The 13650-nt window shown below is 62.1% G+C and carries 11 protein-coding genes; 4 read left to right on the top strand and 7 right to left on the bottom strand.

Going from position 1 to position 13650, the window contains the following annotated elements; genetic code table 11:
• Nucleotides 1-63 precede the first annotated feature (63 nt).
• Nucleotides 64-1509: a TolC family protein gene (locus B9A12_RS10825; RefSeq protein WP_084057911.1), complete on the top strand. Its 1446-nt coding sequence runs from the start codon at nucleotides 64-66 to the stop codon at nucleotides 1507-1509.
• Between the two features lie 165 nt (nucleotides 1510-1674).
• On the opposite strand, the gene B9A12_RS10820 is transcribed toward B9A12_RS10825, so the two are convergent.
• The 5 genes from B9A12_RS10820 to B9A12_RS10800 form a co-directional block, all read right to left on the bottom strand.
• Nucleotides 1675-2667, bottom strand: coding sequence for a 2-hydroxyacid dehydrogenase (locus B9A12_RS10820; RefSeq protein ID WP_084057910.1), 993 nt, complete (start codon nucleotides 2665-2667; stop codon nucleotides 1675-1677).
• A gap of 39 nt (nucleotides 2668-2706) precedes the next feature.
• Complete coding sequence (locus B9A12_RS10815; RefSeq protein ID WP_084057909.1) at nucleotides 2707-3375, bottom strand: amino acid ABC transporter permease; 669 nt, start codon at nucleotides 3373-3375, stop codon at nucleotides 2707-2709.
• 18 nt (nucleotides 3376-3393) lie between these two features.
• Nucleotides 3394-4062, bottom strand: a complete 669-nt coding sequence (locus B9A12_RS10810; RefSeq protein ID WP_084057908.1) for an amino acid ABC transporter permease — start codon at nucleotides 4060-4062, stop codon at nucleotides 3394-3396.
• Between the two features lie 240 nt (nucleotides 4063-4302).
• Nucleotides 4303-5106, bottom strand: coding sequence for an ABC transporter substrate-binding protein (locus B9A12_RS10805; RefSeq protein ID WP_084057907.1), 804 nt, complete (start codon nucleotides 5104-5106; stop codon nucleotides 4303-4305).
• 356 nt (nucleotides 5107-5462) lie between these two features.
• Nucleotides 5463-6596, bottom strand: coding sequence for an NAD(P)-dependent oxidoreductase (locus B9A12_RS10800; protein ID WP_084057906.1), 1134 nt, complete (start codon nucleotides 6594-6596; stop codon nucleotides 5463-5465).
• 240 nt (nucleotides 6597-6836) lie between these two features.
• Between B9A12_RS10800 and B9A12_RS10795 the strand changes: the two genes are divergently transcribed.
• Together B9A12_RS10795 and cfa are read left to right on the top strand one after the other, a co-directional pair.
• Nucleotides 6837-8099, top strand: a complete 1263-nt coding sequence (locus tag B9A12_RS10795; RefSeq protein ID WP_084057905.1) for an NAD(P)/FAD-dependent oxidoreductase — start codon at nucleotides 6837-6839, stop codon at nucleotides 8097-8099.
• 390 nt (nucleotides 8100-8489) lie between these two features.
• Nucleotides 8490-9605 (top strand): cyclopropane fatty acyl phospholipid synthase, encoded by a 1116-nt coding sequence (gene cfa / locus B9A12_RS10790; protein ID WP_084057904.1) that lies wholly within the window; start codon nucleotides 8490-8492, stop codon nucleotides 9603-9605.
• 180 nt (nucleotides 9606-9785) lie between these two features.
• Here cfa and hemW read toward each other — a convergent pair whose 3' ends face one another.
• Nucleotides 9786-10961 carry a radical SAM family heme chaperone HemW gene (hemW, locus tag B9A12_RS10785; RefSeq protein ID WP_084057903.1) on the bottom strand — a complete coding sequence of 392 codons (1176 nt, stop codon included), beginning with the start codon at nucleotides 10959-10961 and terminating at the stop codon, nucleotides 9786-9788.
• 9 nt (nucleotides 10962-10970) lie between these two features.
• Nucleotides 10971-12767, bottom strand: a complete 1797-nt coding sequence (gene lepA, locus B9A12_RS10780; RefSeq protein WP_084057902.1) for a translation elongation factor 4 — start codon at nucleotides 12765-12767, stop codon at nucleotides 10971-10973.
• A 237-nt stretch (nucleotides 12768-13004) separates the two neighbouring features.
• Between lepA and B9A12_RS10775 the strand changes: the two genes are divergently transcribed.
• Nucleotides 13005-13640 carry a class I SAM-dependent DNA methyltransferase gene (locus tag B9A12_RS10775; protein WP_084057901.1) on the top strand — a complete coding sequence of 212 codons (636 nt, stop codon included), beginning with the start codon at nucleotides 13005-13007 and terminating at the stop codon, nucleotides 13638-13640.
• Nucleotides 13641-13650 lie beyond the last annotated feature (10 nt).

The following is a 13650-nucleotide window of genomic DNA, read 5'->3' as shown; positions in this document are numbered from 1 at the left end:
CATGAAAAAGCCCTGAAGCCGCTGGAAGCAACTCGGTGATTTCAACCAAAAGGATCGCCCGCCATGCGCTTGCCGATCAACACCCTGTGGAGTATCACCGTCCCATGGGACCGCGTCCAGAAACCGGCCTTTGTGCTGGCCCTTCTTGCCGTCCTGTTCACCTGTTTGCAGGCCCATGCGGAAAGTCCCGCCGCCGAGCGGACTCGGCCGCGCCGGGTGCCGCACGTCCTGGACCTGGAGACCGCACAGCGGATCGCCCTGGAACAGAATCCTTCCCTGGCCGCGGCCGCGGAGAGAGTGGAACAGGCGAGGCAACGAATCCGTCAGGCCTGGGCGGGCTATTCCCCCCTGCTGGAGGCATCCATCGGGGCCACCCACACCGAATATCCGGAAAATGGGGGAACCCTGGGCGCATTTTCCGGAACCGGAGCGGGAACGTCCTCCCTTTCTTCCATCTCCGGCCTCGACGATGAAGACACCTACAGCGCGTCCCTTTCGGCCACCTGGACCTTGTTCGACGGTTTCCGCAGGGAATTTGCCCTGGCTGCGGCCCGCTTCGACAAGCGTCGCTCCGAAGCCGCTTTCCAGGAGGCCCAACGTCTCTTGCTGGCCGCCGTCTCCTCCAGTTTCCACTCGGCGCAACTGACCTTGGAAAATGTGGCCATCGCCCAAGCCGACGAGGCCTTCAACCAACGCCAACTGGACGAGGCCCGCGCCCGTGAAGCCGCCGGGGCCGGTTCCTTGAGCGATGTGCTCAACTTTCAGGTCCAGGTCAATCTGGCCCGAGCCAGAAAGATCGAAGCGCAACGCGATTTCCGGGTGGCCCTGTCGGGCCTGGCAGCACTCCTGGGCCTACCGGATGGAGCCCTGGGGTCGGAGGTTCGCCTGGCCCCGCTTGAGGAAGCACCCGCAGACCGGCTCAAGCCTCCCAAGGCACAGGACCAGGTGGCCTACGCCCTGGAACATCGCCCCGACGTGAAGGCGGCTCGCATGGCCCGGCTGGGAGCCCGAGCGGGCGTGGGAGTGGCTCGTGCCCGTTTCTTTCCTTCTTTGAGTGTCTTCGGAAACCTGGAAGGAACCCGCTACGGTAACGCTCGCCTGGAAGAAGACGACTTTTCCGCTTCCGTGGGAGTGCGCGTGAGCGTTCCCCTCTTTTCCGGGGGAGCGGACCTGGCGGGATACCGGGAAGCCCGGCACGCTGAAGTGGAAGCGCACCATGTGCTCGAAAACACCATGACCGAAGCGGCTTCCCAGGTCCAAAGCGCCGTGGCGCGGGTCCTGGCCGCCCAGAAACAGCTTCGGCTCCAGCGCCAAAACGCCCGGCTGGTGCTTCAAACGCGGGATCTGGTGGAAAAGGAATACGCGGAAGGACAAGCGTCCCTGGTGCGGCTCACCCAGGCCCAGCGGGACCTGGTGCAGGCCCAAAGCCAGCTGGCCCAGGCCCGGCACAACCTGGAAGATGCGTGGGTACAGCTGCACGCCGCCACCGGGAGGATCTTGGAGCGGTAGCGGCCTGGAAAAGCCGGACGGCCGCCTTGGTTCCAAGCTCGGCGCAATACCCGCGAAGCTTCAGCACCCCCGGTGCCATCGGGCAGGCACTCGGCCCGATCGGCACCCACGTCGTGTTTCCGATTCCCCGAACGCACTAAAGACCAGGCCCGCCAGGGTTCGCCGTCAGCGCCCTTTACCCCTTTTCCCTTGCACCGCCTCCCAGTTGAGACCATGGGGAGGGCGATGACCCGACAGGCCCGCCAGGAGATTTTCCACGGCCATCTGGGCCATGCGGGTGCGGGTTTCCACGGTGGCGCTTCCCACGTGCGGCAGGAGCACCACGTTTTGGAGATCGGCCAGGCCCGGTGTGAGCTGGGGCTCGTTTTCATAGACGTCCAGACCGGCTCCCCCGATACGCCTCTGCCGGAGCGCTTCCAGCAAGGCCGTTTCATCCACCACGGGGCCGCGGGCCGTGTTGATGAGATAGGCGAACGGCTTCATGAGCGACAGTTCCCGGGCTCCGATCAAGTGGTGGGTTTCCGGTGTGAGGGGCACGTGGAGTGAGACGAAATCGGACCTTGCCAAGAGTTGGTCCAACGGGGCAAAGCGAACGCCGAGCCGCTCCTCCTCGTCCCGGCCCAGCGGCTTTCGTGCGGTGTAGAGCACCTGCATATCGAAGCCCCGGGCCCGGCGGGCCACCGCCCTTCCGATCCTTCCCAAGCCCACAATGCCCAGGGTCTTGCCGCTCACTTCCGTCCCGAGAAAATGGAGCGGCGCCCAAAACTGGAACTTGCCGGATCGGGTTCGATGATCTCCCTCCACCACCCGCCGGGCCACGGCCAGGATGAGGGCGAAGGTCAGATCGGCCGTGGCGTCGGTCAAAACCCCCGGCGTGTTGGTGACCAGGATGCCCCGGCGGGTGGCCTCCGCCACGTCGATGTGGTCGAAGCCCACTCCGTAGTTGGCCACCACCCGAAGCCCCGGGGCTCTGTCGAACACCTCCCCGTCGATCCGGTCCGTGATGGTGCTCAAGAGCCCCGCCACCCCTTCCATGCGGTTCAGAAGCTGGTCGCGCTCCAGGGGGGCCATGTGAAGGTGCATGTCCACCTCATGACCCGCCTCACGGATCTTTCCCACCACGGCCTCCGGAAGCCTTGCCGTCACCAGCACCTTCATGTTGGTCCTCTCCGTTGAATCTCCTTATCACTCCATCACCTACAGCCCGCCGAAATCCACCCGGAGCCTCTTTTCCAGCTGGTTGGCCAGGCGGATCAGGGGGTAACAGACCACGAAGTAGAGGAGGCCCACCAGCCCGAAGACCATGAGCCCCTCGGGGATGCGCTGCACCGTGAACCATCCCACCCGAGTGACGTCCGTGACACCGATCACAGACACCACCGAAGAGTCTTTCACAAGCAGCACATATTGGCCCACCAGGGGCGGCAGAATCGTCTTCATGGCCTGGGGCAACACCACGTGGCGCATACGCTGGAACCAATTGAGTCCCGTGGCCTTGGCGGCCTCGCTCTGGCCGGGAGGCACCGCCGTGATCCCCCCGGACACGATCTCGCAGATGTAGGCCCCGGCGTAGAGCGTGAGGGCCAAAACGGCGGCGGAAAAGGCTTCCAGCTGAAGCCCCCATTCGGGCAGGATGAAAAAGATGATAAACACCTGAACCAGAAAGGGCGTACCGCGCATGAAATCCACGTAGACGAAGAGCAACTTTCCCAACACCGGCACCCGGGAGGCCCGGACGATACCGGCCGTAAAGCCGATCATCGTTCCCATGATGAGGCTCAGGCCCGACACAGCCACGGTCATCCACAGGCCCTTGAGGAAGAAAGGAAAGGTGTGAACAAGCTGTTGGAAATAGTAGAGCCACATGGCCGGGGACGCCCCTTCCTATGCCGGTTGAACGAAGATGAGCCGCTTCTGCCACCAGGATGAAAAGGCCTTGAGGGCGTAGTAGATGAGCAGATAGAGCAGAGCCGTGGTGAAAAAGCCCTCGGCGGGCATGAACCGCTCGGACGTGATGATCTGTCCGGCCCGCGTGAGTTCGAAAACCGAAATGAGCGAGAGCAGAGCGCTGTCCTTCACCAGCACGATGGCCTGGCCCAGCAGCGGCGGGATGGTGACTCCCAGGGCCTGGGGCAGCACCACGTAGCGCATGCGCTGGAAGTAGTTGAGCCCGTAGGCCATGGCCGCTTCGATCTGACCCCAGGAAACGGACAAGACCCCGGCCCGAATGATTTCAGCCATATAGGCTCCGCTGTTGAGCGATAGAGCCAGGATTCCCGTCTGGTACTCCGGCAGCCGCACCCCCAGGCTGGGAAGCCCAAAGTAGAGAAAGTAGAGCTGGGCCAGTAGCGGCGTGGAGCGGATGGCTTCGATGTAGGCACCGGCCAAGGCCGAAAGGAGACGAAATCGGGACAATCGCCCCCCGCAGGCCAAGGTGCCCACCACCAGGGCCCCGGCAAGAGACAGGCCGGAAAGCCATGCCGTGGCCCACATCCCCTTGAGAAAGAGCGGCAGGTAGTCCAAGAGCACCCGAAAATTGAAGGCTTCCAGCATGGCGGCTCCGTTTTGCCCCGATCCCGTGGGAGCTTGTCTGAGAACGCCCAAGTTCCTTCCTCTTTGCGCAGACGGAAGCTTGGGCTACCAAGCGCGCACGCGCTACCGGCCTGGCCTTCGGGAGATAGGGGCGGGTTCCGAACCCGCCCCTACAAGGCTCCAAAAACACCACAGGGAACAGGAGAATTGCAACCAGTTAGAAATCCGCCAAAAGGCAAAAAGCCCCTTGTCGGCAGTCCCCTAGTGCTCTTTTTTCCAATCCAGGGATTTCACCCAGTAGTTGATGTTTTGGTCATAACGGCCGTCTTCCCGAACCCACTGGAAGAAGAGGTTGATCCACTGCAGAAGATGGGTGTCTTCCGGGCGCACGGCGAAGGCCAGAGGCTGTTTGGATAGGCGGATGGGAAGGATTTCGATGCTGTTGGGAGGAAATTCCTGCATCTGCCCCACCACGGCGGTTTCGTCGTTCACGCCGATATCCGCATGTCCCGCCAGCACGGCGTTGATGAGCAAGGGGCCGCCGCCTTTGTAGGACTTGATCTTGGCCTTGGGGAAGAAGCGCTTGGCCTCCGCCTCGCCGGTGCTTCCCAGGAGGACCGCGATGGTCACATCTTCCTTGTTGCAGTCCTCGATGGTCTTAAAGGCCCGGCCCTTTTTGGTAAAGACCACGGCACCCGTGTAGTAGAAGGGCTCCGTAAAGGAGACCTTGAGCGCCCGCTTCAAGGTGGCCGTCATGTCGGCGGCCAGAAGGTCCGCCTTCTTGGAAAGCAGCGCGGGGATGAGACCATCCCAATCGTAGTCCAGGAACTTCACCTTGACACCCATTTCCTGGGCCATGAGCTTGCAAAATTCCACGGAGCTGCCTGTGCGCACCCCGTTCTTGTCCACGAAACTGAACGGAGGCCCTTGGGTCTGGACCGCCACCCGCAGTTCGCCGCGCTGAACGATCTCCTGGAGTGTGTCGGCCGCCGCCGGAACGCTCAGACCGCACAGAAACACCGCCAGCAATGCGAACACGCCTAGCCTTTGGGTCCATCGTCTCATGATGCTCCCTCCCTTGGGTTTGGGTTGTCAAGACGCCCACCGAAAACACCGTCATGATCTTGTGCCAGGCCGGCCCCTCTTGGGGGGTGAGACCTTCCAGATTCCAAGAACCCAACCGGATACATCGGTTAAGAAAACGCCGGCGTTTCCTGAAACGACCCGAGACACGGGGGAAAAAGTTTTTCAGCGAAAAGGATCAAACCTCAAGTGGTGCCTGGACCCGGTCGTCCATCCGGTGAGGATCGGCGGGAGCGGGGACTGGGCCGGTCCGGTTGCGAACAAGCGCTTGCCGTGGAGCATCAAGGTGCCGGGACCAGCGCCCTCCACGACGGGCTGCTTTGGACTTGGTGCAACGTTCACACGGGCCAAAGGCTTTCCAAGGCCTTTTCGGGCGGCATCCAGGACCTCCCCTGAAAGACGCCGGCTTCGCGCCAGGTGAGGCATCCGCCCATGGCGGTGACACCTTCCAAAAGAGCGCCGCACCGATGGAACGCTTCAGGGATACCATGATCGGCCAGAAGCCTCAAGTAGGGATAGACTTCCAGGGCCAGGGCCTGGGACGCCGTGTGGGCCACCGCTCCCGGGATGTTGGTCACGGCAAAATGGATCACACCGTCCACCTCCCAGACGGGATCGGAATGGGTGGTGTAACGATCGATGGTCTCCACGGCCCCCTGAAGGTTGGCGGTCACGTCCACGATGACGCTGCCCTTTTTCATTCGCCGCACCAGGTGCCGGTCGATGAGGTGGCGGTGGCTATGCGGTGGCACCGTGGCCGTGTTGACCACCATGTCGGCCGTGATCACGTACGGTGCCGGATCCACCCCGTGGACGTTGTGAAGATGCACATTGGGGGGGGCCATTGGAGCCCAGGCGTTGATGGTGTGCTGGTTGATTTCGAAGACGTGCACCCGGCATCCCAAGGCCGCGGCCACCCGAGCCGCCTCACGGCCGGCCACCCCCGCACCCAGCACAACCACCACCGGAGCCTCCAAGCCCGGGTAGACCACCAGGCTCTTTCCCACCCCGCCCCGGTGGTTCCACAAAAACTGCATTCCCTGGAGCACGGCCTGCTGTCCCGCGATGACGCTCATAGGACGAAGCAACGGAGCCGATCCGTCCGATTCCCGGACGTTTTCGAAGGCAACGGCCGTCAGACGCCTTTCCAGAAGCATGTCCACCAGCTTGGGGCGCGTTTCGCTATGAAGGTAGCAAAAGAGGATCTGCCCGGGCCGAAAGATGGCAAACTCGTCTTCCACGGGTTCCTTCACCTTCACCAGCAGATCCGCCGCCTCACTGAGCTCCCAGGCCGTGGACACCACGTGAGCGCCCGCTTCCCGATAGGCCTCATCCAGAAAGCCGGCCCCGGCCCCGGCCCCGCTTTCGACCGTGACTTCGTGGCCGGTCTGAAGCAGCTCCCGCACGTTTCCCGGAAGCACCGGCACCCGGTACTCATCCGGCTTGACCTCCTTGAGCACGCCGATGTGCATGTTTCATCTCCTCCTTTACCGATCACCTATAGCAGCGGCTGCGATCTCAAACAAGCCGTCCCCTCACAATCCCCTTTCCGGACCAATCGTCCGAGGCTGCTGGGTTCTCGTCGGCCTGAAAGCTTTGGTGACGGACTGGATCAGGAAATGAAAAATGACAAACACCTCCGGCTGATGGCATGATGGGGTCGTGGTGGCACGGATCGGACAACCGTTTGGGATGCAGAAGGAGAATCGGGAATGGCAACAGCAATGGGGGCACAAAAGCCGGATGTGGTGATTGTGGGTGGGGGCGTGATGGGACTCACGAGCGCCTACTACCTGGCACGTCAAGGGGCGGCGGTGACCGTGCTGGAAAAGGGGCAACTGCCGGCGGGAAGCTCCTATGGAAACGCTGGCCTCGTTGTGCCCAGCCACCTGCAGCCGCTTTGCTCTCCGGCAAATGTGCGGGAGGGCCTTCGCCACCTGGCCAATCCCACCGGCTCCTTTTCCATCGACCTTTCCGCCGATCCCTGGCGGATGGCCTGGCTCGCAAGGTTCGTGCGCCACAGCCGCACGGACCATGTGCGCTACGCCGTGGGTATCTACCGGGTCCTGGCGGACAGAAGCCTGGTGCTCCACGACGATCTGGTCCGACAAGGCGGTCAAGCCTACGAATACTCCCGAAATGGTCTGCTTTGCATCCATGAAACCCCACAGTCCCTGGAAGCGGCGGCCAGAGAGGCGGAAGAGCTTGCCCGTTCGGGGCGTCCGGCCCGCGTTCTGGACGCCGACCAGGTCCGGGACCTGGTTCCCGCAGCCGGCTCTTGCATCGCGGGCGGTGTGTTCCAAGAACCCGACGGACGGCTCCATCCGGCGGCCTTCATCTCCTGGCTGGCAGATGAGGTGCGCCGGGCCGGAGGGCGAATCCTGGAAGGGACGGAGGTCTTCGGGGCGTCTCTGGCCGGGACCGGGGTGCGGCGCCTCCAGACCACCAAAGGCCCCATGGAGGCCGACCAGTTCGTGCTGGCCGCCGGGGCCTGGACGGGTCGACTGGGCGCCATGCTGGGCCGCCGGCTTCCCGTGGAGGCCGCCAAGGGATACAGCATCACCTACGAAAAGCCGGCCAAAACCGTGTCCCTTCCCCTACTTCTGGAAGAAGCCCGCGTGGCCGTCACCCCGTTTGCGGACTCCCTCCGGCTCGCCGGCGTCCTGGAACTTTCCGGCCTGGACGATCGCCTCTCGGCGCGACGGATCGCCGCCATGGAGCACGATCTACGCAGGATCCTGCCGGGGCTCGGTCCGCTCAAAGTACGGGAAATCTGGCGCGGATTCCGGCCCTGCACCCCCGACGGGCTTCCGATCATCGGCAGGCTGCGGCGCCCCCACAATGTGGTGGTGGCCACGGGACATGCCACCAAGGGCATCTTCCTCGGACCGGTCACAGGGGAGATGGTCTCCCAGCTCCTTTCCGGCAGCCGCCTGGACCCCAGTTTGCACAAAGCCCTGGATCCCAACCGCTGAATTCCATCCAATGAATCCCACCCAAAGGGGTCACAGGTGCTCCTTTCGCGATCTTTTTTTGGGCTCTTCGCTCTTGGGTGCGGAAGGGGAAAAGATTCCAAAAGTCTGATCTTCATCTTCAGACGGATGCGGCGCGGAGGGCGGTTCGGCAAGCCCCAAACCGCTACCACACGATCCGGGAAAGCGCCTTTCTTTCGCGCGGTCTCCGTCACAGAACATGGCAAAGATCCGCTCATGGTAAAAGGGGTGGGGAGTATCCTCAACCTAAGGGTAACACAATCGATTCCCATGTTTTCTTGACAGCCCCTTGACCGATCATGGGGCAAATGGCCTATCATTAGTTTAGAAGCTTGGCCGTCGGCCCTTATTATTTGAACGCTGGAGGGGATCATGAGCAAAGAGCTGATAGAGACCATCCTGCGCGACGCCGGAATCCATGTGGACGGACCGGCGCCTTCCGATATTCAGGTTCACAACCCCGCATTTTACCAACGGGTCCTGACAGACAGGAACCTGGGCCTGGGTGAGGCCTACATGGACGGCTGGTGGGATTGTCCCCAACTGGATGTCTTCTTCCATCGGCTTCTTACCAGCGACGCCGAGCGCAAAGTCAAGACCAACCTGAAATACCTGCTGCGCCTGGCACCGGCCTTTATTCTCAACCTGCAGTCGCGTTCGCGATCCAGGATCATCGCCCAACGCCATTACGACCTGGGAAACGATCTTTTCTTTTCCTTCTTGGATCCCTACAAGCAGTACAGCTGCGCCTATTTCCACCAAACCGACGACCTGGCCCAAGCCCAGGTCAACAAGCTCGACCTCATCCGCCGGAAGCTCCACCTGGAAAACACGGATCATCTGCTGGACATCGGCTGCGGCTGGGGCGGGCTGGCCAAATACATGGCGGAACAGGTGGGTTGCACCGTGACCGGGGTGAACATTTCCTCGGAACAACTTCAATACGCCCGCTCATGGTGCCGGGACCTGCCGGTTCGATTCCTGGACTGCGACTACCGGGACATCCCGGGAGTCTACGACAAGATCGTTTCCGTGGGCATGTTCGAACACGTGGGAGCCAAGAACTATCGGACCTTCATGAGGCTCGTGCACCGATGTCTGAAAGACGACGGCATCTTTCTACTCCACACCATCGGCAGCAACTTCTCCCAATTTACCTGCGATCCGTGGATCAGCCGCTACATCTTTCCCAACGGCATGCTGCCAAGCATGGCCCAGATCGCCCGGGCCGCAGAGGGCCTCTTTGTCATCGAAGACTGGCACAATCTGGCGCCCCATTACGACCGGACCCTCATGGCCTGGCACGCCCGTTTCCAACGGGCCTGGCCGGAGCTGCGGAAAACCTATGACGAGCGATTCAAACGCATGTGGGACTACTACCTGCTGTCGTGTGCCGGTGCCTTTCGCGCCCGCCATATTCAACTCTGGCAGATCGTCATGACCAAAGACGGGCGGGGTGTGCCCCAGCCCGCGAACCTCAGGGGGTGATGGGCCTCCCAGCGGGGAGAAGCGCCGCAGCCATGGGGGGTGCCCTGGGAGCCAGTCTGACAATGGCCTCTCGTCCTTTTGTGGCTTTCTAACCCGTTGAAATTCCATGGTCCCCGTGGTGCTTTTTTTAACCGTGGAGGAGGAAAAAGAAAACCGACAGACGATCCGCAAGCCCTCGGCTCAATCGAAGAGCAAGGGAAGTCGGTTCGCCACGAGCCAGCCGGCCAGGGTGGGGCGCAGGCGCTGCCGCTGAACTTCCAGGAGTCCCTGGGAGACGGTGGTCGTCACGGCCCGTCGGGCGCGGTCGGTGTCTCCCACCAGGGCCAGGGGCACGCCTTCGCGCGTTCGAAACCCCAACATGAGGGCCTCCAGGCGCCGCTCCTCCGGTCCGGGGATCTCCCTTCCGGCCACGGGCCATCCGCCCGCTTCCACCATTTCACAGTAGGTTTCGACCGAACGCGCATTCCACCAGCGCCGCCGCCCATCGAAGGAATGGGCCGAAGGCCCCAGACCCAGATAGGGCACGTGGCGCCAATACTTTTGGTTGTGGCGGGAACGAAACACATCCCCCCGGGCGAAGTTGGAGATCTCGTAATGCACGTAGCCGCGCTGGCGGAGAAACCGGGAGGTGGCGGTAAAGAAGAGCCGGGATTGCGCTTGGGAAGGCAGAGATAGATCCCCCCGGCATGCCATTTGATAAAAGACCGTGCCCTTTTCCAGCGTGAGTTCGTAACAGGAAAGATGTTCCGGCGAAAAGGCCAGAACCGACTCCATGGTCTCGCGCCATTGGGCCAGGCTCTGTCCCGGCAGTCCCCACATGAGGTCCAGCCCCAGGTTGGTAAAGCCGGCCTGCCTTGCCGCTTCCACCGCGGCGGCGGCCTGGGCGGCGGTGTGCCGGCGGCCCAGCACCCCCAGCATGGCATCGTCCAAGGACTGTACGCCCAGGCTCAAGCGGTTGATACCCAGATCCCACCACAGCGCCGCCTTTTCGGGCGTCACATCGTCGGGATTCGCCTCCAGGGTGATCTCCACCGAGGATTCCCAACGAAAGCGCCGTTGGAGGCCGGATAGAAGCCGACCCAGATCTTCTCCACTCAAAAAGCTGGGAGTGCCGCCGCCCAGGTAGAGTGTGTCAAATCGGGAAAAGAGATCTCCGTACAGGTCCGCCTCCCGCAGCACCCCATCCACCCACCGGGAGGCCAGAGCCGGCGACGGCTCCGAATAGAAATCGCAGTAGGGGCATTTGCCGCGGCAGAAAGGCACGTGCACGTACAGGCCCGCCGGAGCGTTGGAGGCAACGGCATCCTGCGGGATCGCTTGGGCCTTTGCGCCGTTCCCGCCATGGGGCGAAACCATCGGTTCGTCCTATTCCTTGTCCGTCTTCAAAACGGCCACGAAGGCGCTCTGGGGAATGGACACGGCCCCCACCATCTTCATCCGCTTCTTGCCCTTCTTTTGCTTTTCCAGGAGCTTGCGTTTGCGGGTGATGTCCCCGCCGTAGCACTTGGCCGTCACGTCCTTTCGAAAGGCGGAGATGGTGGACCGGGCGATGATCTTGGTGCCGATGGCGCCCTGGATGGCGATCTTGAACTGGTGACGGGGAATTTCCTCCTTGAGCCGGTCGCAGACCTGCACGGCCCAGGCGCGGGCCCGGTCCCGGTGAACGATGATGGACAGGGCGTCCACCCTCTCCCCGTTCACCAAGAAGTCCACCTTCACCAGATCGCTGGGCCGGTAGTCGGTAACCTCGTAGTCGAAAGAACCATAGCCCTGGGTGACCGTCTTCAGCCGGTCGTAAAAGTCGTAGATCACTTCCGCCAGGGGCATGTCGAAGATAATCTCCACCCGACCCGGGATGGGGACGTTGAACCGGGGGTTTTGGCCCCTCCGTTCCGTACAGAGCTTCATCACGGTGCCCATGTAACGCTCCGGACACAAGATACTGGCCCGGATGAAGGGCTCTTCCGTGGACTGAATGTGCACCGGATCCGGGTAGTACTGCGGGTTTTCCACCGTGACCGTCTCTCCCGTGTCCAGCGTGAACCGATACTGGACGCTGGGTACCGTCATGATGATGGACTGGTCGAATTCCCGCTCCAGGCGCTCCTGGACGATCTCCAGGTGGAGCAGCCCCAAAAAGCCGCAGCGAAAGCCCTGTCCCAGAGCGGCCGAAGAATCCTTCTGGTAGACCAGAGCGGCATCGTTGAGTTTGTACTTTTCCAGCGTCGCGGCCAGCGAGGGGTAGTCGTCGGAAGAAACCGGGTAGATGGACGAAAAGACCACCGGTTTCACTTCCCGGAACCCGGGCAGCGGATCGGCCACCGGGTCTTCGTCCAAGGTGATGGTGTCGCCGATGCTCACATCACTCACCGTTTTGATGCCGGCGATGATATAGCCCACCTCCCCGGCCTTCAGCACCTTTCGCGGCTCCCGCTTGAGCCGCATGACCCCCACCTCCTCCACCTTGTGGACCGCTCCGTTGGACATGAACCGGATGCGGTCCCCGGCCTTCACGGAACCGTCGAAGACGCGGCAGGCGATGATGGCCCCCCGGAAGGAATCGTAGTGGGCGTCGAAAATGAGCGCCGCCAGGGGCGCCTCCAGATCCCCTTGGGGCTCCGGAATCCGCTCCACGATGGCCTCCAGCACATCCTGGATTCCCATCCCTTCCTTGGCCGAACAAAGCACCGCCTGGTCCGCGTCCAGGGCCAGCTCGTTTTCGATCTCCCCCTTCACCCGCTCCACGTCGGCCGACGGCAAGTCGATCTTATTGATGACAGGGATGATGGTGAGATCGTGTTCCATGGCCACGTAGAGATTGGCCAGGGTTTGGGCCTCCACTCCTTGGGAGGCGTCCACCAGGAGCAGAACCCCTTCGCAGGACGCCAAGGCCCGCGAAACCTCATAGGAAAAGTCCACGTGCCCCGGCGTGTCGATGAGGTTCAAGGCGTATTCTTCGCCGTTGGGACGCACGTACGGCAGGGTCACCGTGTTGCTCTTGATGGTGATGCCCCGCTCTCGCTCAAGATCCATGGTGTCCAGGATCTGGTCGCGGAACTCCCGTTCACTCACAAGACCCGTCGTCTGAATGAGGCGGTCGGCCAGGGTGGACTTTCCGTGATCTATATGAGCAATGATACTGAAATTTCTTATCTTTGGCATGAAAATGCATCCTTCCCGTCCTTTCGGTCACCCTTCATGGAAGCGGGAGATTATCAGGCGGCCCAGTGGGAAGCAAGAGGGGAAAACGGGTGACTGGCCTCCGCGCAAACGGGCGGATCTTCCGGGAAGAGACGGTTCGCTGCCTTGGCCCGCTTTCTTTGGTTGGGCCGCCCCATGCCGCTTCGTTGCCTTCACCGACTCGGCCATGCTACAAGGGCCGGAAGAAAGGGGGCCCCTATGGACCGCAGGGATCGGGTTCGCTGGATCTGTTCTTCCAAGGACAACGACGAGCTGCGCCGCCGTTACGACCAATGGGCGGATGGCTATGACCAGGATCTGCTGGAAGTCCACGGGTACCGGGGACCTGAAAAGGCCGTGGCCCAGCTGACCCAGTTCGTTTCGGATTCCGACGCGCTGATTCTCGACGCCGGCTGCGGAACCGGCCTGGTGGGAGAACTTTTGTGCGAAAAGGGCTACAAAAACCTGGTGGGCATCGACCTGTCCGAAGGGATGCTCCGGGTCGCCTCCCAAAAGTCCGTGTACAAGACCCTTCAGACCATGACGTTGGGAGAACCCCTCGCCTTTCCGGATCGTTATTTTGATGCCGTGATCAGCGTGGGGGTCTTTACCCAGGGCCACGCACCCCCAAAGGCCTTTGATGAGTTGGTCCGCATCACCCGCCCCAATGGCACGATCGTCTTCACCCTCCGATGCCACACCTACACAAACTGCGGCTTCCAAGAAAAGTTCCAGGCGCTGGAACAGGCGGGTCGGTGGACCCTGGAAGGCGCCTCAACGCCTTTTCCGTCCACGCCGGGCTCCGACCCGCACACTTGCGTCCAGGTATGGGCCTTCCGGCGCCTGGGCCCATGACAGTGGCTCG

The organism is Desulfacinum hydrothermale DSM 13146 (genome assembly GCF_900176285.1).
Taxonomy (GTDB): domain Bacteria; phylum Desulfobacterota; class Syntrophobacteria; order Syntrophobacterales; family DSM-9756; genus Desulfacinum; species Desulfacinum hydrothermale.
Note: the sequence above shows the minus strand (reverse complement) of the source record. Positions and strands in the feature narration are given on the sequence as shown.